19 protein-coding genes and 1 pseudogene are annotated in these 19,870 nt (G+C 66.6%); 13 read left to right on the top strand and 7 right to left on the bottom strand.

Features of this window, described 5'->3' with window-relative positions; all coding sequences use genetic code 11:
* Positions 1 to 45 precede the first annotated feature (45 nt).
* From PZ894_RS19750 to PZ894_RS19715, 8 genes and pseudogenes are all read left to right on the top strand, one after another.
* The gene (locus PZ894_RS19750) at positions 46 to 2,910 is read left to right on the top strand and encodes an FAD-binding and (Fe-S)-binding domain-containing protein (protein ID WP_275747445.1); all 2,865 of its coding nucleotides are present in this window, start codon (positions 46 to 48) and stop codon (positions 2,908 to 2,910) included.
* 267 nt (positions 2,911 to 3,177) lie between these two features.
* The gene (locus PZ894_RS19745) at positions 3,178 to 4,503 is read left to right on the top strand and encodes an MFS transporter (protein WP_275747443.1); all 1,326 of its coding nucleotides are present in this window, start codon (positions 3,178 to 3,180) and stop codon (positions 4,501 to 4,503) included.
* Positions 4,504 to 4,800: 297 nt separating this feature from the next.
* Positions 4,801 to 5,457 (top strand): hypothetical protein, encoded by a 657-nt coding sequence (locus PZ894_RS19740; protein WP_275747441.1) that lies wholly within the window; start codon positions 4,801 to 4,803, stop codon positions 5,455 to 5,457.
* A gap of 19 nt (positions 5,458 to 5,476) precedes the next feature.
* Positions 5,477 to 6,739, top strand: a pseudogene (locus PZ894_RS19735) (IS3 family transposase).
* Between the two features lie 16 nt (positions 6,740 to 6,755).
* A complete protein-coding gene (locus tag PZ894_RS19730; protein WP_275747440.1) occupies positions 6,756 to 7,628 on the top strand; it encodes a hypothetical protein in 873 nt (290 codons plus the stop codon).
* The gene (locus PZ894_RS19725; protein ID WP_275747438.1) at positions 7,625 to 7,831 is read left to right on the top strand and encodes a hypothetical protein; all 207 of its coding nucleotides are present in this window, start codon (positions 7,625 to 7,627) and stop codon (positions 7,829 to 7,831) included. The genes PZ894_RS19730 and PZ894_RS19725 overlap by 4 nt, the downstream gene beginning before the upstream one ends.
* A gap of 449 nt (positions 7,832 to 8,280) precedes the next feature.
* Positions 8,281 to 8,511, top strand: a complete 231-nt coding sequence (locus tag PZ894_RS19720) for a hypothetical protein (RefSeq protein ID WP_275747437.1) — start codon at positions 8,281 to 8,283, stop codon at positions 8,509 to 8,511.
* A gap of 14 nt (positions 8,512 to 8,525) precedes the next feature.
* Positions 8,526 to 9,146, top strand: a complete 621-nt coding sequence (locus PZ894_RS19715) for a hypothetical protein (RefSeq protein ID WP_275747436.1) — start codon at positions 8,526 to 8,528, stop codon at positions 9,144 to 9,146.
* 528 nt (positions 9,147 to 9,674) lie between these two features.
* Here the strand turns inward: PZ894_RS19715 and PZ894_RS19710 are convergent.
* The 3 genes from PZ894_RS19710 to PZ894_RS19700 form a co-directional block, all read right to left on the bottom strand.
* Positions 9,675 to 10,013: a transcriptional regulator gene (locus PZ894_RS19710; protein ID WP_275747435.1), complete on the bottom strand. Its 339-nt coding sequence runs from the start codon at positions 10,011 to 10,013 to the stop codon at positions 9,675 to 9,677.
* Complete coding sequence (locus PZ894_RS19705; RefSeq protein ID WP_275747433.1) at positions 10,010 to 10,474, bottom strand: hypothetical protein; 465 nt, start codon at positions 10,472 to 10,474, stop codon at positions 10,010 to 10,012. The genes PZ894_RS19710 and PZ894_RS19705 overlap by 4 nt, the downstream gene beginning before the upstream one ends.
* 93 nt (positions 10,475 to 10,567) lie before the next feature.
* Positions 10,568 to 10,942, bottom strand: coding sequence for a glycerophosphodiester phosphodiesterase family protein (locus PZ894_RS19700; RefSeq protein ID WP_275747431.1), 375 nt, complete (start codon positions 10,940 to 10,942; stop codon positions 10,568 to 10,570).
* A 70-nt stretch (positions 10,943 to 11,012) separates the two neighbouring features.
* Between PZ894_RS19700 and PZ894_RS19695 the strand changes: the two genes are divergently transcribed.
* A complete protein-coding gene (locus tag PZ894_RS19695) occupies positions 11,013 to 12,149 on the top strand; it encodes a hypothetical protein (protein WP_275747429.1) in 1,137 nt (378 codons plus the stop codon).
* Between the two features lie 64 nt (positions 12,150 to 12,213).
* Here the strand turns inward: PZ894_RS19695 and PZ894_RS19690 are convergent, their stop codons facing one another.
* Together PZ894_RS19690 and PZ894_RS19685 are read right to left on the bottom strand one after the other, a co-directional pair.
* On the bottom strand, positions 12,214 to 12,627 hold the full coding sequence (locus tag PZ894_RS19690) for a VOC family protein (protein ID WP_275747427.1): 414 nt from the start codon (positions 12,625 to 12,627) through the stop codon (positions 12,214 to 12,216).
* Positions 12,628 to 12,885: 258 nt separating this feature from the next.
* Complete coding sequence (locus PZ894_RS19685) at positions 12,886 to 13,521, bottom strand: hypothetical protein (RefSeq protein WP_275747425.1); 636 nt, start codon at positions 13,519 to 13,521, stop codon at positions 12,886 to 12,888.
* Positions 13,522 to 13,608: 87 nt separating this feature from the next.
* Between PZ894_RS19685 and PZ894_RS19680 the strand changes: the two genes are divergently transcribed.
* Positions 13,609 to 14,412 carry a helix-turn-helix transcriptional regulator gene (locus PZ894_RS19680; protein WP_275748041.1) on the top strand — a complete coding sequence of 268 codons (804 nt, stop codon included), beginning with the start codon at positions 13,609 to 13,611 and terminating at the stop codon, positions 14,410 to 14,412.
* Between the two features lie 262 nt (positions 14,413 to 14,674).
* Here PZ894_RS19680 and PZ894_RS19675 read toward each other — a convergent pair whose 3' ends face one another.
* Positions 14,675 to 15,331, bottom strand: a complete 657-nt coding sequence (locus PZ894_RS19675; protein ID WP_275747424.1) for a DUF4396 domain-containing protein — start codon at positions 15,329 to 15,331, stop codon at positions 14,675 to 14,677.
* Between the two features lie 136 nt (positions 15,332 to 15,467).
* On the opposite strand from PZ894_RS19675, the gene PZ894_RS19670 reads away from it, so the two are divergent.
* The 3 genes from PZ894_RS19670 to PZ894_RS19660 all read left to right on the top strand — a co-directional run bounded on the left by PZ894_RS19670 (position 15,468) and on the right by PZ894_RS19660 (position 18,589).
* On the top strand, positions 15,468 to 16,673 hold the full coding sequence (locus PZ894_RS19670; RefSeq protein WP_275747422.1) for a cation:proton antiporter: 1,206 nt from the start codon (positions 15,468 to 15,470) through the stop codon (positions 16,671 to 16,673).
* A 61-nt stretch (positions 16,674 to 16,734) separates the two neighbouring features.
* Positions 16,735 to 17,388, top strand: coding sequence for a hypothetical protein (locus PZ894_RS19665; RefSeq protein ID WP_275747421.1), 654 nt, complete (start codon positions 16,735 to 16,737; stop codon positions 17,386 to 17,388).
* Positions 17,389 to 17,434: 46 nt separating this feature from the next.
* On the top strand, positions 17,435 to 18,589 hold the full coding sequence (locus PZ894_RS19660) for an NAD(P)/FAD-dependent oxidoreductase (RefSeq protein WP_275747420.1): 1,155 nt from the start codon (positions 17,435 to 17,437) through the stop codon (positions 18,587 to 18,589).
* 3 nt (positions 18,590 to 18,592) lie between these two features.
* On the opposite strand, the gene PZ894_RS19655 is transcribed toward PZ894_RS19660, so the two are convergent.
* Positions 18,593 to 19,648, bottom strand: a complete 1,056-nt coding sequence (locus PZ894_RS19655; RefSeq protein ID WP_275747419.1) for a helix-turn-helix transcriptional regulator — start codon at positions 19,646 to 19,648, stop codon at positions 18,593 to 18,595.
* Positions 19,649 to 19,870 lie beyond the last annotated feature (222 nt).

Raw genomic sequence — 19,870 nt, 5'->3', positions numbered from 1 at the left:
GTCGCTGCGCCAACCCGGAGCTCGGGCCTGGAGGGGGCGCTATCGATGGATGAGGAGAATGTGATGGAGCGGTCGCGGGTTAGACCGCAGCGGAACGGGCACGTTGTCGACTGGACCGGGCTTGAGATGATCGAGACGGATCTCGACAGGTCGCGGCTCACCCGGTCGCTGTACGCCAGCGACGCGGGCCTGCACCGGATCGTCCCTGAGGCGATCGCCTATCCGCAGGACGAAATGGCCGTCGCACGCACTCTTGAGTGGTGCCGGACCATCCGGGTCGCCGTCACCCCGCGTGGAACGGGAACCTCTTGCGCTGGCAACGCGATCGGTCCAGGGCTCATCGTCGACTTCACTCGTCACATGACGAACGTCGTCACGATCGACGCGGACGCCAAGACCGCCACGATCGAACCCGGAGTGGTGCAAGCCGATCTTCAAAGGCAGGCAGCTGGGTTCGGTTTGCGGTTCGGCCCTGATCCTTCGACGAGCGACCGGTGCACAGTCGGAGGCATGATCGGCAACAATGCGTGTGGTCCTCGAGCGCTCGGGTACGGCCGCACAGCCGACAACATCGTCGCTCTGCGGGCGATCGCGGGAACCGGCGAGCTGCTAGTTCTCGACGACTCTGGCGACGGTGCGGGGTCCCCCCTGCTCGCGTCGCTCCGACGCTTGGTGATGGACAACCTCGCCCTCATCCGAACGGAGTTCGGCCGATTCAGCCGCCAGGTCTCCGGCTACTCGCTGGAACACCTACTTCCGGAGAACGGGTTCAATGTCGCTCGCTTCCTCGCTGGGACCGAGGGAACCCTCGCAGTCGTGACTGAGGCGACGGTTCGACTCGTAGAGGATGCCCCGCACAAACTGACCGTAGTCCTCGGCTACTCGAGCATGCCCGATGCCGCGGATGACGCACCTCTACTAGCGACCGCCGGGGCTGTCGCCGCTGAAGGCCTCGACCGACGAATCGTCGATGTCGTTCGACGTCGACAGGGTTCTGCAGCGCTGCCGCCGCTCCCAGATGGGGACGCCTGGATGTTCGTAGAGCTGGTCGGCGATGACCTCGATGTCCTCAACAAGCAAGCTGCCAACCTCATCGCCGCTAGCCGGACGCTCGAAGGATGGGCAGTCGAGGATCCGGCAATCGCCGCGGCCATTTGGCGAGTCCGGGCGGACGGCGCTGGCCTCGCAGAGCAAAGCCTCGACGCACCCGCGTACGGTGGCTGGGAGGACGCGGCGGTACCTCCCGAAGCACTTGGCGCCTACCTCCGAGAGTTCGAGGACCTCCTCGGCAAGCACGACATGCATGCCCTCCCATACGGTCACTTCGGCGAGGGCTGCGTTCATTGCCGCATCGACTTCCCATTGACGAGCACCGATGGCGCAGACCGCTACCGGTCGTTCGTTGAAGACGCCGCCCGACTCGTCGCGCGATACGGCGGCTCGATGTCTGGTGAGCACGGCGACGGGCGGGCAAGGTCGGCCGTCCTGGGGCAGATGTACTCAGCAGAAGCTCTGCAGTTGATGGCCGCTGTTAAGGCCATCTTTGACCCCGACAACATCCTGAACCCGGGCATCATCGTTGACCCTGAACCCTTGGGAACGGCGCTTCGTGCACCCAGTTCCTTGTCGAGTCCGCTTGCCCTCTTGCATCCGGAGTTCGCGGCGGAGGTTCACCGATGCTCGGGCGTTGGCAAGTGCCTGGTGAACGGCACGAGTGCCGGGCGCGTGATGTGTCCGTCCTATCAAGCCACCGGTGCAGAGAAGGACTCAACCCGCGGCCGCGCTCGCCTTCTCCAAGAGCTAGTCAACGGTGAAGTCGTGGAGTCTTGGCGTTCGCCGGAGGTGGCAGAAGCACTCGATCTTTGTCTGTCTTGCAAGGGCTGCTCCCGCGACTGCCCGACCGGGGTTGACATGGCCACGTACAAGTCCATCGCAACGGAGGAGCGCTATCGCCGACGCCTCCGGCCCCGAGCTCACTACGCGCTGGGTTGGCTGCCGAGATGGGCACGCCTCGTGACTGCCCTTCGACTCGGCCCGGTCGTGAATCGATTCGCAGGGATGCGCCTGTTTGCCTATCCCATCAGATGGCTAGCTGGCATCGATCAACGTCGAGGCTTGCCACGTTTCGCTTCATCCCCTCGACGCTCCTCCGTGGTTGTGCCAGCCATGGAAGGAACTCCTATCGCCATCTGGGTCGACTCGTTCTCCGACTCGTTCGAAGGCGATTCCGTCTCGGCCCTCGTCACTACCCTTCAAGGTGCCGGGTATGCGCCGACTGTCATCCGTGAAAAGGCTTGCTGCGGGCTGACGTGGATCTCGACAGGTCAACGCGAAGCCGCCCGCCGCCAGCTCTTGGCATCACTGGATGTACTGCACCCGTTCGCCGCGCAGAGGATCCGAATCGTCGGCCTGGAACCATCGTGCCTCGCTACGTGGAGAAGTGATGCCCTCGAGCTCATTGGAGACGATCCGCGAACGTCGGACGTGGTGCGCTCAATGTCCACGCTCGCAGAGGCACTTCTACAAGCCCCGAACTGGTCACCACCAGACCTGTCCGGGACCACCCTTGTCGCGCAGCCACACTGTCACCACTCGTCAGTCCTCGGGTGGGACAGCGACGCCGAGCTACTCCGACGAACAGGCGCGACCGTCCAGACGTTGGGCGGATGCTGCGGACTCGCAGGCAACTTCGGGGTCGAAGCTGGCCACTACGAGGTTTCAGTGGCAGTCGCCGAGCACGACCTACTCCCTGCCGTCCGCGAGGCACCGGAAGCGCTGGTCCTGGCGGACGGCTTCTCCTGCCGCCTTCAGCTGCATGAGCTCGCCGGACGCGACGCAGTGACGATGGCGATCCTGCTCTCGGGCAGCGCGCAGGTGCCGGCGAGCACTCAGCGAAAAGAGGTGGGCTGAATGTGCGTGTCAGCGTGTCAGTGGGAGTACCGATGACAAAACATCCGGCGAGAATCGTCGTACAACGGGAGGGAGTGGCGTTGCAGACGCCAGCGCGTCACGACTGGCCGTCTTACCTAGTGACGTCCCCCCATGCGGTCAGAGCTCCCGACGACTCTCCCTCGCTAGTTCCCCACGGGGCGTGGCATGCCCGTCAGGTCGGGAGTTATCAGACCGCCTGCGGGCGCTCGGCCGTGACATGGCAATACTTCTGGACACTCAATTTCGATGACGCCCTCACTGACGGCTGCGCTGAGTGCCGCCGGGCTATTCAAGCGCGAGCTGTGGGCTGACATGAGTCGATTCACGCAACGGTCGGATGGACGCCCGACGTCGCAACAGGCAGCCGCGGCAGGACCGAACAGCACGGAAGCGCCGGAGCCGCTAAAGCCGGCAGTCGTTACTGGCCTCATCGTCACGATGGCGGCGCTGGGTGCCATGACCGCGATCTATGGGCCGAGCATTCTCGGGTTCAAAGCCGTGTTCGGCGTAACCAGTGCCGCTGCCGGGGCGACACTCGCGATCCAGTCGGTCGGTGCCGTGATGGGCGTCCTGATCGCACCCTCCTTGGCTCGCCGCAAAGGGGCGCGCACGGCGCTAAGCGCGTTGTCGATGCTGATTGTGGCGGGTGCCGTCGCCATTGCCGTCGTTCCCTTCTGGTCGCTGACCCTCTTCGCTGCATTCATTGCGGGCGTGGGTGTGGGTGGTTGCGACATCCTGGCAACGCAACTGCTGATCCGACGGATGGGCGCACGCGGGCCGGCCCTGGTCAATGTCGCTCACGGATTCTTCGGCGTCGGAACGGTCGCAGCGCCCGCAGCCGTGGCACTGGTCGGGCCAGAGCACTACCAGTTGGTGTTCGTGGCCATCGGCGTACTGGGACTCTACGGATGGCTGTCGCTCAGATGGTTCGTCGATGCTCCCGGTGACGCTACGGCGGATCAGGTGGTTGGGGTGGTTGAGGTGGGCGCGAGATCCCGCCGTGTCCGCTCGCTCGGCGTCTGGGTGATGGCGGGATTCCTTGTCCTCTACATCAGCCACTTCGCAGTCCAGACTGGTATCGGCACTTGGGAGCCGACGCTGCTCCGATCGCTCGGTCACGATGCGCGGACGGCGGCCCTCCTGACGTCGTTGTATTGGCTTGCGCTGGTCGTCGGGCGGTTCGGCGCAGCCGCGCTAGCTCGGTACGTGTCGACGCCATTGCTCGTGTGTGGAAGTTGTCTCGGAATGCTCGCCGGGACGCTCCTGGCAACGCAGCCGGAGATGGCCGCGCTAGGTCTGCTCATCGCCGGCTTCTTCATGGGCCCGATCTTCCCGAACGGACTCACGTGGCTTGCGACTACCGGCCACGCTCATGGCAACCGCTTCGCGTACGTGGTCGCGGCGGCTTTCTCTGGCATGGCGTTCTCGCCATGGTTGGTGGGCGTCGCGATTCAGAACTGGGGGGCAGAAGTCATGCCGTTGATCGTGTCTGCGCTTGGTGCTGTATCCGTTGCTTCCAGTCTGCTGCTCGTGGCGTTGACCCGCCCGCGACGCGGGACGTCGTCGCCGTAGGGCACGCACTTGGACCGACGGTTCAAACTGGGCGCACGATCCGATTCTGCGATGCCTGCTCGGTGGTCAACGACATGGGGACGACCTCTCCGTCGGGCTGTTGCCCGGCGCGGTTGGGCCGGATGTGTCCTGCCACAACCTCAGGATTGCATCGAGCGCCGACACATTCGGGCAAGCGGCCTAGTCTTCGTCCTGCGCATCGATCTGAGCGCAATGTGTCGGCACAAACTCGCTGGTTACAGCCGACCTCGGCCTGGCCAGCCAGTCCCCGGGGCGATGGGCCGCTACGTATCCGGCATGAGCCATGCCCAGGAAACGAACCAGTCCCTGTCCGACCAGTCCGGCCTGGCTGACCTGTCCGGCCTGTCCGGGCTGACCGAGGCCGACGCGCAGCGGGTCGCCGCCGCGTTCGTGGCCGCCCGGGCGCCGAGCACGCGCGCGCTCTATGCCCGGCTGTGGGGAGTCTGGGAGCGCTGGTGCACCGCCCGCGGCCTGGTCTCGCTGCCCGGCGACCCCGGCGCGCTGTGCGCGTACCTGGCCGAGCGGGCCGCCGGCGGTACCGCCGTCGTGTCGCTCGACGTGTGCTGCTCCGCGATCCGGCACACCCACCGCATCCACGGCCACCCCGACCCGGTCGCCCACGAGTCCGTCCGCCAGGTCCGCGCCGGGCTGCGCCGCACCTACGGCACTGCACCCCGGCGCCAGGCCCGCCCGCTCACCGTGGCCGAGCTGCACCAGATCCTCGCCCGCCTCGACCCCGACCGACCCGGTGACGCCCGCGACGCCGCGATCATCCTGCTCGGCTACGCCGGCGCCCTGCGCCGCAGCGAGCTCGCCGCCCTCGCCCTCGCCGACATCGAACACCACCCCACCGGCAACCCCGCCGGGAACCAGACCACCGGTAAACCTGCCGGGCTGCTGAACCGTCACGGGTTTGATGCCGCTCCTGTTTGAGTCGCAGGAGGATGTGCACATGCCGAAGAAGATCGATCCCGCTGTGAAGGAGCGGGCGCTACGGATGTTCGCCGAGCACCGGCAGGACTATCCCTCGGACACCGCGTTGGCTGAGGCGGTGGCGAAGAAGGTCGGTGTGGGTCGTGAGACCGCTCGCCGGTGGCTGGTGCAGTCCGACATCAACGCCGGCGCCCGTCCGGGGACGACCAGCGACGACAACGCTGAGATCCGGCGTCTGAAGGCCGAGGTGAAGAAGCTGCGCGAGGACAACGAGATCCTCAAGGCGGCCACGGTTTTCTTCGCCGGGGAGCTCGACCCCCGCAACCGGTGATCATGGCGTTCATCGACGACATGAGAGCCCAAGACCACGCGGTCGAGTCGACCTGCCGGGTGCTCACCGAGCACGGCTGCAAGGTCGCCGCGCGGACCTACCGGGCCTGGAAGCAGGCCAGCCGCCCGGTCGCGGCCAGGACCCTGACCGATGCCGTGGTGATCGACGCGTTGCTGGACGCCCAGGGCAGCCCCGAAGGGCTCTACGGTCGCCGCAAGATGACCCACTGGCTGCGCCGACAAGGGTACGACGTGGCGTTTTGCACCGTAGATCGCCTGATGCGCGACCTGGACATGAAACCTGGGCATGAATGGGGTCCGCCGCGGCAGGCGGCTCCGTACGACGATCCCGGCCAAGGACGGCCATCGCGCAGGCGACCTGCTGGACCGCGACTTCACTGCACCGGCACCCAACACCCGTTGGGTCACCGACTTCACCTACTGCAGGACCTGGGCCGGGTTCGTCTACGCCGCGTTCGTCGTCGACGTCTTCGCCCAACGGATCATCGGCTGGCACGTCGCCAGCGACAAGCGCACCGATCTGGTCTTGACGCCGCTTCGGATCGCGATGTGGGACCGCGACCGCAACGGGCGACCCGTCCAGCCCGGTGTCCTGATCTGCCACAGCGACGCGGGCAGCCAGTACACCTCGCTGCGCTACACCGAACACCTCGAGCTCGAGGGCATTGCGCCGTCGATCGGGACCGTGGGGGACGCCTACGACAACGCCCTGATGGAGTCGATCATCGGCCTGTTCAAGACCGAGTGCATCGCCACGACCGTCTTCCACGACGGCCCCTACAAGACCCTCGCCGACGTCGAGTACGCCACCGCCGGCTGGGTCGACTGGTACAACCACCGACGCCTGCACGGATCCCTTGGGATGCTCACCCCAGACGAGTACGAGCAGGACCACTACGCTGCCCTCAGCCGAGAGCCGCACCCCGCATGAGAGCGGCAGAGAACCCGTGACGGTTCAGTTCATCTCCACGGACCCTCTGCTCGACACCGGTGACCCGCTCTCGGTTAACGGGTACACCTACGCGAACAGCAACCCGATCAACCTCAGCGACCCCTCCGGCATGGCTGCCGCCTGCGTGGGGATGGGAACCTGCACCTACACCGACAACCCCGCGGGTGGTCCGCCGACCCCCGGCCCGGACAGAACCCTGCCGGCGGCCGACCCAGCTGACACCGAACAGACCTACCTCAACCTCGCCACGTCGGTGAACAACGATTACCAGCTCGGTAACCGCAATGACACGATGATGACGGTTCACGGCGAATGGGTCGACGCAGGCGACATCATCAGCGGCTACTACGACACCCACCCCGAGACCTGGGACAACACGCTCGAGACGGCTCTGCGCATCGCTGTCTTCGACCCAGACTCTTGCCAGGCCGCGACCGTCAGTTGCGGTGTGGAAATCCTCGGGATCCTTCCTTTCGGGAAACTCGCAAAGGTCACCAAGGTGGTCGACGCTTTCAGGAACGCGGATAGAGTTGCTGAAGCTACGAAGGTCGCAGAGACCTTCGGGAAGTTTGGCGCCTCCGACATTCGGACTGCCGCCGAGGTGATCGATCGCAACGGACTGACGAGAGCGGGACGAGCTCTTCAGAAGCACTCGGGCCGCCAGGGCAGTGTATTTGGCAACATGTCGAGTGGGACTGCTGTCGCACGAAACGAACAGGGGATGCGAGTGCTGGACGAGATTTTGACGGATCCGGCGAGCACAACCGAGGTACTTGATAACGTCACAAACATTTGGGACGCATCGGGACGAGGTATTCGAATGGGCAATGACGGGACATTCATGGGGTTCTTGGAGCCGTTGTCATGATCGAGGGTTATCGCCTCCTCTTGGCTAGTTCCGTCGGTGATCGCGAGGGGATGGCGATCGAACTCGCTCTTGAGGACGGAACTCGAGTGGCGGAGGTATTCGAGGACGACGAGACAGGCCGCCAAACCGTGAATGTGTTTCTTTCCGACGTGCCCATCGACGCGATTGAGATGCTGCTGGCCGAAGCAAGGGCCCGGTTGTAGCGGACGCGCCGCGGACGCGCTCAGCGGTCCTCTTGAAATAGCGGCCTTTGCCTAACTCGTGTTGCGCAGTACCGTGACTGGTGTTGACCCGAGGTTTCGTGAGTACTCCCGAGTCATATTCGGCACGATGAGAATCCGATGACCAATGCGATTGAGAAAACTGCCGCAGGTCAACTGAGGCGAGACATCGACTTTAAGTGGCAACGTGACTTCGGTGTCGCTGGCAACCGCAGTAGGCCGACCGCGGCCGAGTTCAGCGCAGCGATTAACCAGCACATCAGCGCGGCTGGGACGCGAGGAATCCATGGCACCTACAGGGGGCGCGGTGACGGATTATCTCGACCCATCGACCGGGCTGAACGTCATCCCTCGGGGCGGAGAGTTCGTCAGCGGCTGGCGACTGAGCCCAGCCCAGATGGCGAACGTCCTTGCGCACGGGGGTCTTGGTGGTGGCTGACGAGATCTCAATCGAGCTGTCTCGGGATCAAGCGCTGGTGCTTTTCGAGTGGCTGGCACGGACAGGATCTGGCCAGCCTGCAGAGTTCGAGGACCAAGCCGAGCAACGGGTGCTCTGGAATCTGGAGTCGGCACTCGAAGCCCTGCTGACCGAGCAACTCGATGCTGAGGATCGCTCGATGCTGGAGGCTGCGCGCGTCCGGGTCCGCGACCCCGAAGACTAGGCTTTAGGGATCGGATGACCGACTATGTCGAGATCGTCCTCCGCCGGAACCGCGGTTGGCCGTGGCCCGAAGATTCGTGGGGCCTCACCCCAATGTCCGGAGAAGACGGGTGGTGTCGTGATTGTGGCATACCGAAGCACGCGCAAACTGGCTCGATCATGCTTCAGCGCAAGGGCCTGAGGATCGAAGGTGGCTGGGTTCCAAACTGGCAGTTCGACGTCTACTGCTTGGCGCAGGACCTGGCCGAGGAGGCGCAGCGTCGCTTTCGGGGTGGAACTTCGCTCGGTTGTCTCGACCGCTCAGGAACTATCGGAGCGAGCCAGATCGTCATCGAGTCATCGACGGGGCCGTGCTTCAGATCGGCCGACCTTGAACGCCTCATTGGGCAGATTCACGAAGTGTCGTCGACGACGTGCACAGCATGCGGCACCACGCGTTGGATGCCCGTCGGGATGGACGCGCTTCCGCTGCCGTCGGAGTCCATCCTGGATGGGAACCTGCTCGTGGTCGCAAGCCCAGAGTGGTTTGGTGCGGGCATGCAGTCCTTCCGTCAAATCCTATGGCGACGCGACGTCGCCGAGTTCCTAGTGGCGATCAGCCCCAAGGACTTCAAGATTCAGGAAATCCACGGGTAGGTGATCGTGGCGCGACGCGTCGCCTTGTCCCGCTGGTGCGTTGCATCCAGATCAGTTACTACAGCGGAGCCAACCGGCACGGATGTCACCGGAGTTCGCGGCAAACGCGGCGATGTGACGATGGTGTCGCGAGACAGGACGACCGACGGACCTCCTCGCGTGCTCCGGAATCTGTCGGCACTTACTCGGCACTTCAGAGTCCTCGAGGCGCCCCGAGAGCTCGATGGTATGCCCGAGGGATGAGGTAGGTTGAGATCACGAAGTCCAACCCAGCTTGGAGGTTGACGCTAGATCGACCGAGTTTGGGGGAGTCTGTCCGAAGAGTGTGGCGGTGCTTCAGCGCCCCTGCTGGGAAGAGAAGGTCAGGGGTTCGAATCCCCTCAGCTCCACCAAACCCGCTGGTCAGAGCACTACCCCTGATGCTCACGGCGCGCCTCGTCGCCACCCACGATGTCGCGACCTTGGCAGATCTGGCGTGAGCGTGGTTGACGCGCCGAAGAACTGGCACTTGTGTGCTGCTGGCCCGGGCTATCTCGGGGTCTCCGGGGCGGCGCGGACGATGGCGCGGAGCGCAGCGACGTGGTCGCGATAGGCGATGCGACCGGCCGGCGCCAGGCGGAGCCAGACGCGTTGACGGGTGTCGCGCACGGCCCGCCGCTGCTCGACGTAGCCGGCCGAGACCAGCGTGGCGACGTGCTTGCTGAGCACGGACTTGCTGACGTCCAGGATCTCCAGCGCGGCACCGAACTCCACCTCGTCCGACGCATCCAGCGCAGCGCACAGCCTCAGCCTGATCGGGGCATGGATGACCGGGTCGAACCCGTCGAGGTCCGGAGTGGCCCGATCCCGTTGGCTGGCCGACTTCATCGGCGTGATGGTCGGTCGGTGATGCACAGCCCTACCCCGACCACCACGACGAACACCGCTGCCGCAGTGCCCAGCGGTGCCGCTGGCGCCTGCCACCGGTCGTAGTGCCAGGCGATCCCGCCGGCAAGCATGACGACCGCCGCGGGAGCGAGGACGGCCAGCAACTGCCACCTCGTACCCGGGCTCGAGATGGACTCCCTCACCCGTCGGATCCGGTACGCCGCCCAGCCTGTCGCCAGGGCCAGCCAGAGCGACACCAGGGGGAGCACCTGCTCCCAGGCATCGCCCATCCACGGCTCGCCGATCCAGAGGGGGACCAGCGCCAGCGCTGCGCCGCAGCCCAGCCAGAACCACACGGGGTAGTCGGCGCGCTGCGCCATGCGGCGACTCTCCTTCGCGGCGGCCAGAGACGCCGCTGCTTCCCCCGGGCCGATCCGGAAGCGCTCACCAGAAGTTTCCATGTTGGCAACTCTAAGGTTTCCGTATCGGAAACACAATCGATCGCGTCTGCGTGGGATGCCGTTGGTCGTGGCTCGAGTCGACAGAGGCACCGGTCATTCGAGCCCCAGCCCGATGCCGACCAGCCCGCGGGCGCGCTCGAGGTAGAGCCCGACCGGTCCCGAAGCCATCCGCTCCCTGGCTGCGACTGCTCGGCCGACTTCGTCGGTGATGATGCCGTCCACGCCGCGCGCCAGGTAATCGCTCTGATCTGCAAGATCGTTCACGGTCCAGACGTACAGATCGCGCCCCTTCTCCTTGGCCTCCACCAACATCCGTTCGTGGAAGGACCAGTCCTCGATCACGATCGCACCACCGGCGCTCGTGACAGGGAGGTCGCCGATCTGGAAGCCCACCACGTACGCCGTGGGGTGGTCCGGGTCGAGGCGGGCGATCTCCTCGATCAGCTCCCGGTCCAGCGACTGGATCATGTGGGTGTGGTCGGGATCCAGCCGGTCCAGTTCGTCGGTGACACGACGAGCGAGCCCGGGCTCTTCCGCCGTGGGGCTTGACCTCCACCAGCAGCCGGACGCCGAGCCTGTCGGCCTGGCGGACGAACTCGACCAGGGTGGGAATCGACGCGGTGCGACCGTCCTGACGCAGCGTCAGGGACGTGACCTCGGCCTCGGTGAGCTCGTAGACGTTCTCGTCGCTCTGGGTCAACCTGCCCAGTCCGACGTCGTGCATCACCACGAGGCCACCGTCGCGGGTCTCCTGGATGTCGGTCTCGACCATGTCTGCTCCGGCACGGGCGGCGCGGCGAAGCCCCGCGATGCTGTTCTCCACTGCCTTCGCCGGGTAGCCACGGTGCCCGATGATGTCCGGGGTGGATTCCGCCGTCAGAGCAGCCGCGTCGGCCGCGGCCAACACCTTGGGAGTCGCGAGGAAACCGGCCGGGACGACCAGCGTCACCGACGCCGCCCGGGTGCCCCGCGAGCCCCCGTACGCCGGCGCGACCTCGACCGGATCGCCCTGCGCCAGGCGGACGTAGGCGACGAAGAAGAACGCGAGGAAGGCCGTCACGGCGCCGACGACCAAGAACCGCGCCAGGTCCAACAGATCCAGCGCGACCCCGGCGGCGGCGTGGGTCCCGACCAGCGCGACCGGCAACAGCCCGATCGCGGCCAGCAACGACAGGGCGAGGAAGCCGACCAGCACCGCCGCCAGCATCACCGCCCCGATCCCGTGCAACGGCCGCCAGCGGGTCATCCGGAAGCTGCCGCGCAGCGAGCCCACGATCGAGTGGTCCCCGCCGGAGACGATGGCGGGAAAGAGCAGGAAGCGCATCATGAAGTAGACGATCACGCCCATCGCCGCGACGTAGAGGACAGCCCCCGAGGTGGTCTTGAGCAGCTCGCCGCTGATGAACTCGGGCAGCGCGACGTACTGGGTCAGCACCGAGGAGAACCCGAATTCCGAGATCGGCAACACGATCGTGAGGTAGGGGACCAGCAGCAGACCCTGCCAGCTGACCGCTTTGGCCACCGTCGTCCGCGAACGACGCAGGACACTGGTGAATGTCACCGGCTCGCACTCCAGCGAGAGGCGACCGATCACGGCGAACAGGATCACGTCAGCGAGGACGAACACGGTGGTGACCGCGACGACGGCGACCAGCACCAGCAGCGCCAGTGGTGAGGTGGCCACCCTGTCGACGGGTGACAGCCGTCGGGCGGCGGACCGTTCGGGGCAGAGCAGGACGTTACCGAGGATCAGGCTCGCGATCAGCCAGGTGAGCGATGGAGACAGGCGGCCGCGGAGGCGCCGGGCACAGGCAGAACTCGTTGCCCTCCGGGTCGGCCAGGACATACCAGCGCCGCTGTCCTTGACCTACGTCGCGTTCCCGCGCCCCAAGAGCCATGAGTCGGTCGTGTTCGGCAAGGAGGTCGCCGCTGACGGGCGTGATGTCCAGGTGTACTCGATTCTTCTCGTTCTTCGGCGCGTCCGGCACGGTACGGAAGTCGATCTCGCAGGGACCACCCTCGATGCCGATCGAGACACCGTAGTCTCCTCGCTCCACGATCCGCCAGCCGAGCACCTCCACCCAGAACCGGGCGACCTTCTCGGCGTCCTGGACGTCGATCACTACCGAGATCAGGACGTTTCTCGCGCTCATCACGCTCCTCCTTCGTTGTCGACCGGCTCTCCAGCATGACGCCGAACGTCACTTCGATGGAGAACTCCGAGGATCGCCGAAAGGCGATTCGCGGGAGACTCGATGAGAATGTCAGGGTTCGAATCCCCTCAGCTCCACCAAGATCGCAGGTCAGACCGCAACTCCAAGCTCCTCCCCGAGGAGACAGAGTGAATAGTCGGCAACGACTCGGCACTTCGCCAAACGCCTCGGCCGGCGGGGACCACGTGGCCCGATGGCTCACGCGGGCACCGGGATCCCCTCTCGTCGGGCGTAGGCGTCGCGGCAGTTGGTCGCGCAGAAGCCGAGCGTGCGTCCGTCGTGCTCGAGCGTGATCGCCCGACGACCGAGCTTCACCTTCATTCCGCACATCGGGTCCACGACGACTCCCTCGGGCAGCACGATCTTCCCCGCGTCGGCCTTCGCGCGAAACTCCTCGCTCATCACCGAGACCACATCGTCGGAGGTCGCCGGCTTGCCGTCGAGCCCGATGCTGCCGTCGCCGACGCCGGTGACATTGATCCACAGGTCACCGATGGAGCGCTTCCAGCCGTTCCGAGCATCCATTCGTCGCACCGCCCGCCGGATCCAGCCGATGACGTAGCCTGCCATCTCCTCGCGCCACAGCTCCGGCACCGTCATCGTGATCCACAACGGTGGCGTCGAGTCGTGCCGCCACGGTCCCGCCCCGGTGGTCCAATCATCCAGCTGGCAGAACCCCACGTGGGTCATCGCGCGAGCCCTGGCCAGAGTCTCTTCGGGAACGTCGTCGGCCATGTGGTCGCCGACCAGGCCGGCCGTGATGTCGCCGGCGAGCAGGGCGCGGTTCTCTGCATCCAGAGCGCCGCACGGGCAACGGATCTCGATCAGGTTCATGAGCACCACGCTCGGGCCGTCAGCGCCTCCTGTCGATTACCTCGCGGGTAGTTGAGACCGCACCGGGGAGCGGGCAACGTGGCCACCATGACCGTGACGACTGAGATGTCGGTGGGGGAACTCGTGCGACGCTGGCGCGACCGACGCGGTCGATCACAGCTCGACCTGTCGATCGCCGCCGACCTCTCGGCCCGCCACCTCAGCTTCATCGAGACCGGCCGCTCCAGACCGAGCCGGGAGATGATCGAACGTCTGTGCAACGAGCTCGACGTACCTTTGCGCGAGCGCAACGCCCTCCACCTGGCTGCAGGGTTCGCGCCCGCATACCCGGAGCGGCCGCTCGCCGACCTCGGTGTCGCGCGGACGGCGATCGAGACGGTGCTGGCCGGCCACGAGCCCAGCCCGGCGCTTGCCGTCAACGTCCGCTGGGAGCTGCTGTCGGCCAACCGCGCGATGCGGCTCTTCCTCGACGACCTTGCTGCTGACCTGCTCGAGCCGCCGATCAATGTGCTGCGCGCGACGCTGCATCCTGAGGGGCTGGCACCGCGCATCCGCAACTACGAAGAGTGGCGAACCCACGCCGTGCGACGAGTCCGCCGGCAGCTGGAGCGCACCGCAGCCGACGGACTCGCCGACCTGCTGTCGGAGATCGAGGCCTATCCGGTACCACCATCTTCCGAGCCTGGCGCCAGTGTCTCCCACAACGATCTCGTGGCGCCGATGCGGCTTGCGACGGACGACGGGGAGCTGGCATTCCACTACGCGTTGACCGTCTTCGGTGCGGCGCGCGACGTGACCCTCGACGAGATCGCGATCGAGACGTTCTTTCCCGCTGACGACGCCACCACTGCCGCCGTCAAGAACTTGATGGAACGCACCGGAGACGGCTGAGGCCCCGCCACCACGTGTGCTGTCTGATCACCGGGACCGGCGCGCGGACAACGCGCGAGATGTGACTGTCGCGGAACTCGGGGACCTGCTCCATGGCGGTGGGCCGCTGGCGCTCGCGGCGGGTCGCGGCGGACGTGAAGTCCCACCCATCCCAGCGAGCCGGTTGCTGGCACTTCTCCGTCCCTGGACGGCATCCAGGCCGGCTCGACGTCGGCCAGCGAGGAGGGTTCGTCGGTCTCGCAGCGCAGACGTTCTCGCGTCCCTACATGGCTTCCTTGGTACCGCGCCGGATCAGCCACGCATTGACTGGGTAGGCGGTGAGGAACCCCAGGCACATGCCGATCTGCATCCCGAACCAGTACACCGGTGTCGAGGCATCGATGGCGTGCGGCCCGGGGAAGAGGATCAAGGCCTGGAACGCCATCCAGGCGAACAGACCCACCTCGAACGCCGTGAGCGACAGCAGGTCGGCCTTCGCTGCTGCGATCAGCCCGTCCCGGATGCCGAGCCCACGCATCGGCGCGATGGCGAAGTACTGGAAGGCCAGGCCCAACAGGACTGCTAGGACGTAGTCACCGACGAACTCCGCCCACAAGGCCCGGCCAGCGATCGTGATGCCGAGCGCGAAGATCGCAGTCTCCGCGACGATGTCACCCAGAGTGCAGCCGGCGCCGCAGTGGCTGACGCCGACCGACGTGGTCGCCCACCGGGGCTTCGGCGGCGGCTCTTCGGCGCCGTGCTCGCGCAACGAGACCGGGCTAGCGGGGCGCCCGAACCGCCGGTACCCCCACACGGCGACCGGGCCGGCGTACAACGCCGTGATCGGCCAGACCCACGCCATCACCCTCATCCGCTGCGGGTGGCGACCGATATCGACCAGGACCCACGCGGCAGACGCGAAGGCGACGATCAGGGCCACCCAGGACACGACGGTCAACCAGTGCGGCGGCACGACTCCCCTTCCGCGGCTCGGACGTCCGGGCGGTCGGGTACCCACCACCTGGCTCCGCACACGGGCTCGCATCGCGATCGGCATCGCGGGTACTCCCGGTTCGATGACGGTCTACGTGCTGGTGTTCGGCGTGGCACTGCTGCTGGCTGTCCTGACCTCGGCGGTGGCGGACCGGAGTCCGCTGTCGACGAGCACCGTCTTCCTGGCCGTCGGCCTGATCGCCGGGCCGCTCGGCCTCGGACTCATCGAGGTCGAGAGCATCCACGTCGAGCATGCGGCAGAGGTGACCCTCTTCGCCATCCTGTTCACCGACGGCCAGCACGCGCCCCTCAAGGTGGTCGCCGGCAACTGGCGAGCGCCGGCCCAGGCGCTGGTCATCGGGATGCCGCTCACGTTCCTGATCGTTGCCGGCCTCGGTCACTGGATCGCCGGCCTCCCGTGGACGCCGGCGCTCGTCCTCGGCGCCGTGCTCGCGCCGACCGACCCGGTGTTCGCCTCGGCCCTGGTCGGGCGCGATGACGTCCCTCCGCGGGTCCGGCACACCCTGAACATCGAGAGCGGCCTCAACGACGGACTCGCCCTGCCCGCCGTCCTCCTCCTCGCCGGCCTGGCCGGCGGCGACCCGGAGAGCTGGACCACCGATCCGTGGCTGCTGCTCACCGAGCTCGGGACGGGTGTGGCGCTCGGGGTGGTGCTCCCCGTCGCGATCGCCGCGGTCCTCCGGTTGCCCGGCATCGGCGCCGTCGAAGGACTTCGACCGCTCGGCCCGCTCGCCGTCGCCCTCATCCTCTATGGTGCCTGCGACCTTCTGCACGCCAACCAGTTCCTCGCCGCGTTCATCGCCGGCGCCACCATCGCCACGATCCGACCGGCCGCGTCCGACGCCTTCCGGCGAACCGGCGACCTCGTCAGCGAGCTCGCCAAGGGGGGTGCGCTGCTCGCGTTCGCCACCCTCCTGGACGTCGAGGTCTTCACCGATGCGGGCGTGGCCGGAGTCGTCCTCGCGCTGGCCGTCGTGCTCGTCTCCCGACCGCTGCCGGCCTACTGCTCATTGTTCGGGACGGACCTGACGCGACGCGAACGACTCGCCGTCTCCTGGTTCGGCCCGAAGGGCTTCGCCAGCGTGGCGTATGCCGTGATTGTCGCGTTCAGCGACATGGATGCCGACCAGCACGTCTTCGCGCTCGTCACGGTGGCCGTCCTCGTCTCGGTCGTCGCACACAGCAGTACCGACGTAGCCGTAGCTCGCGTGCTCGCCAGGGACTCGGTCAGCCCCGCCCCTTCACGGCCCGCGTACAGGCGGCGCTGACGTCGTTGACAGACCCAACCACCGAACGTCGCCCCGGCTCGGACTGGTTGGCTTCTCCCAAGTGACCGCCTCGGTGCTGCTCGACGATCAATGGATCGAAGTTCGTGAGGGAATTCGTCGCCCCACCGCGGCCGCCAAGGCGGACTCGTGCTGCTCCTGGTCACCGCATTCCTCTCGCCCGATCTCGGTCATCTACGCGACAACGCCGCCGTGGCCCGAGCGATTGAACCTCTACGACACCATCGTCTGGTTCGACGACTGGATTCACTTCGTCAACACCGGGTTGCTCGCGGCCGCCGCCATCCTGCTCACGCTACCCGTCGACGCCACACTCCCAGCCACGTCGGAGCGAGCCCTCGCCTTCGGCGTCACGGCAGCGGTGGCTTGGGAGATCGCGGAGTACTTCGCGTTCCTCCGAATCTCCTCCGAGCTGCCGCACGCCTACGCCGACACATTGGGCGACCTCGGACTCGGTACATCGGGGTCGTATGCGCGGCGCTCGCGGTGTACGGCTGGCGCCGCTCTCGCGCTGTCACATCGCCTGACCACGATCGTCGACCTTCGCAGACCTGACATCGACACGCCTCCCCCAAGCGGGCGCGGCTCGTGCCGACGCCCTTCCGTCGGCGGGTGCCGGTGGCCAGGTACCGGGAAGGGGACGTGCCCGATCAAAGCCCCCCACCTGGGGGGTGGTCCTCGGCACCGAAGCGGTTGACGCTGTCGACGCCGGTCCGCAAGGTGGCCGGGGTCATGGAGGGGTCATGGACGACAGGAAGCGAGTTCTGGTAGTCGGGAGTGGTCCGGCCGGCCTTGCGACGGCAGCCGCGCTGGTCGCGTCTGGCGTGCCGACGACGGTTTTCGAGCGGGGCGACGCCATCGGAGCAGCGTGGGCAGGGCGGTACGACGCGCTCAGGTTCAACACCAGCCGGCTGAACTCGGCGCTGCCTGGCGCTCCGTTTCCCCGGGACTTCGGGCAGTTCCCCACGCGCGATCAGTACGTCGCCTACCTTCAGGACTATGGCGGCAACCGCGGCCTGCTCGTCGAGACCCGTGTCGAGGTGACCCGCATCGAACGGACTCGGGACGAGTGGCTCGTCCACACCTCGAAGGGTGAGCGCCGCACACCCCACGTCGTAGTGGCCACCGGCATCATGAACCGACCAAGAGTGCCCGAGTGGGCGATCGAGAGCGGCTTCCAAGGGGAGCTGATCCATAGTGCCTCGTATCGCAATGCAACGCCGTTCGTCGGCCACGACGTGCTTGTCGTCGGCGCCGGGTCGTCCGGACTGGAGATCGCGCACGAGCTCGCCACGCGAGGTGCACGACGGGTGCGACTTTCGGTGCGCAACTCTCCCAACATCCTGCTCCGCGTCGTCGGTGGTCTACCCAGCGATCTGCCGGCCCCGCTGTTGTTGCATCTTCCGACCGGACTGGTCGACCGGATGCTTCTGGCGATGCAACGTGTCGTGAACGGTGACCTTGCTCCGTACGGCCTGCCACGACCGGCCGAAGGACCCATCAGTCAGCTCAAGCGGCGAGGAGCGGGTACTGCGATCGTGGATACAGAGGTGCTCGACCGGATTCGCGACGGCACCATCGAGGTCGTGCCGGCTGTGGCGCGGCTCGACGCCCAAGGTGCTCGGCTCGTAGGCGGCGCCCACATCGAGGTCGATTCGGTGATCGTGGCGGCAGGCTACTGCCCGGGACTCGAGTCCCTGGTCGGACATCTCGGCGTCCTCGACAAGGATGGGATGCCTCGTGACGGTGTGGCCAGCGAGCAGACGCCCGGCCTCCACTTCGTGGGCTACGTGTACCGGCCCGGACTGACGCGATACGTGGGTCGGACCGCCCGGGCGGTCGCTCGTCGAATCAGCCAGGAGACCGCGGAGCTGGCCTCGGTCCCATCGTCGGATTGAGCATCACGACACCGTGGTGTCGGGGTGCACGACAGGTTGGTGGGAGAGCAGGGCCGCCAACTCGGGACGCGAGCTCACATCCAGCTTCGCAAAGACGGCCTTCACGTGCCCACGCAAGGTCTCGGGCGAGATGAACAGCTCGCCGGCGATCTCACTAGTGGGGAGGCCAGCGAGCATCAACCGTGTGACCTCCTGCTCACGGCGAGTGAGCTTGCGCTGTCGAAGAAGCAGCGGGGCGACATCGGAGCGGCTGGCCCGCTCCAGCACCAGGGCCGTCCGCCCGGAGGGGCCCGCATCGGACCCTATTCGTGCACCGCGGACAACGACCCAATCGCCGGACCGGGCCCGCACGCGTGCCATCGCAACGGGACCGCCCGTGCAGCCTTCGGCGAGCGCGCGGACCTGCTGCGCGACCTGATGCAACACGATGGTCGTCGCGAGCGACTCGTCCTCGACGGGTCCGAGCCAGTTCCGGGCCTCGGGGCTCACCGACTCCACGCGACCGTCGTCGGTCAGCACCACGAAGCCCGGACCGGCCTCCCCGCCGTCGTCGGGGGCGCCGGCGAGCGCCAAGGATGTGCGGATGCCGTTGCCGACATGGGGGCAGATTCGAGCCAACAGATCGACCTCGCCGGCGCCAAACCAAGGGTCGTCAGTCGCTCGGGTCAGGCAGACGTGGCCCCACACCGCATTCCCGGAGGCGAAGACGGCTCGCAACTCGTCGCCGTACCCGTGCGGCTGATAGATCCGGGACCAACGCGTACTCCGGGTCAGCTCGCCGTTCGTCGCTGCGCTCAGCGATGCCGCGCCCACCCCCGTGCGGGCGAGGTCGTAGAACTTCGTGAAGTCGTCCTCGGTCAGCTCGCACTCGATCAGCAACAGGTGCAGTTCCCGCGGGACATGTTCCGCGTACACGCCGTTCATCAGCAGGGTGTCGGGATCGACGAGGATCCAGCCGGCGGCGACATACGGGACGTGGGGTCGAACCAGCGAGGCCACTCTGGCGAGCAGGTCGAGAGGCGCCAGACCCCGTGCACACACCCCGGCGACCCGCGCCATGAGAAGGCGCTCGGACGACCTGTGGGCCAACATGCGTACTCATGCTCCTCGCTCACTGTCGGTGTGTCCATGACCTCGAACGGCCTACTCGCGCTTGTCGTCTCGCTCACCGAGCCAGGCGTGGCGCTGGAACTCGGGGTGATGGTGATCGCTTCGGGACGCGCCCCACTGGCGGGTGGACTTCCGCGGCCTGGCAATGGTTTGACAGCCCATGGAGGCCAT

This window comes from Nocardioides sp. YIM 152315 (assembly GCF_029210375.1).
Lineage (GTDB): Bacteria > Actinomycetota > Actinomycetes > Propionibacteriales > Nocardioidaceae > Nocardioides.
Note: the sequence above shows the minus strand (reverse complement) of the source record. Positions and strands in the feature narration are given on the sequence as shown.

What these genes read in the sequence shown, in the direction of transcription:
- PZ894_RS19660 (WP_275747420.1), top strand. Translation starts at nt 17,435, where the DNA reads ATGGACGACAGGAAGCGAGTTCTGGTAGTCGGGAGTGGTCCGGCCGGC.
- PZ894_RS19705 (WP_275747433.1), bottom strand. Translation starts at nt 10,474, where the DNA reads ATGGAAACTTCTGGTGAGCGCTTCCGGATCGGCCCGGGGGAAGCAGCG.
- PZ894_RS19655 (WP_275747419.1), bottom strand. Translation starts at nt 19,648, where the DNA reads ATGGCGCGGGTCGCCGGGGTGTGTGCACGGGGTCTGGCGCCTCTCGAC.
- PZ894_RS19685 (WP_275747425.1), bottom strand. Translation starts at nt 13,521, where the DNA reads ATGAACCTGATCGAGATCCGTTGCCCGTGCGGCGCTCTGGATGCAGAG.
- PZ894_RS19670 (WP_275747422.1), top strand. Translation starts at nt 15,468, where the DNA reads ATGACGGTCTACGTGCTGGTGTTCGGCGTGGCACTGCTGCTGGCTGTC.
- PZ894_RS19690 (WP_275747427.1), bottom strand. Translation starts at nt 12,627, where the DNA reads ATGAGCGCGAGAAACGTCCTGATCTCGGTAGTGATCGACGTCCAGGAC.
- PZ894_RS19745 (WP_275747443.1), top strand. Translation starts at nt 3,178, where the DNA reads ATGACGCCCTCACTGACGGCTGCGCTGAGTGCCGCCGGGCTATTCAAG.
- PZ894_RS19700 (WP_275747431.1), bottom strand. Translation starts at nt 10,942, where the DNA reads ATGATCCAGTCGCTGGACCGGGAGCTGATCGAGGAGATCGCCCGCCTC.
- PZ894_RS19725 (WP_275747438.1), top strand. Translation starts at nt 7,625, where the DNA reads ATGATCGAGGGTTATCGCCTCCTCTTGGCTAGTTCCGTCGGTGATCGC.
- PZ894_RS19680 (WP_275748041.1), top strand. Translation starts at nt 13,609, where the DNA reads ATGACCGTGACGACTGAGATGTCGGTGGGGGAACTCGTGCGACGCTGG.
- PZ894_RS19710 (WP_275747435.1), bottom strand. Translation starts at nt 10,013, where the DNA reads ATGAAGTCGGCCAGCCAACGGGATCGGGCCACTCCGGACCTCGACGGG.
- PZ894_RS19715 (WP_275747436.1), top strand. Translation starts at nt 8,526, where the DNA reads ATGACCGACTATGTCGAGATCGTCCTCCGCCGGAACCGCGGTTGGCCG.
- PZ894_RS19740 (WP_275747441.1), top strand. Translation starts at nt 4,801, where the DNA reads ATGAGCCATGCCCAGGAAACGAACCAGTCCCTGTCCGACCAGTCCGGC.
- PZ894_RS19750 (WP_275747445.1), top strand. Translation starts at nt 46, where the DNA reads ATGGATGAGGAGAATGTGATGGAGCGGTCGCGGGTTAGACCGCAGCGG.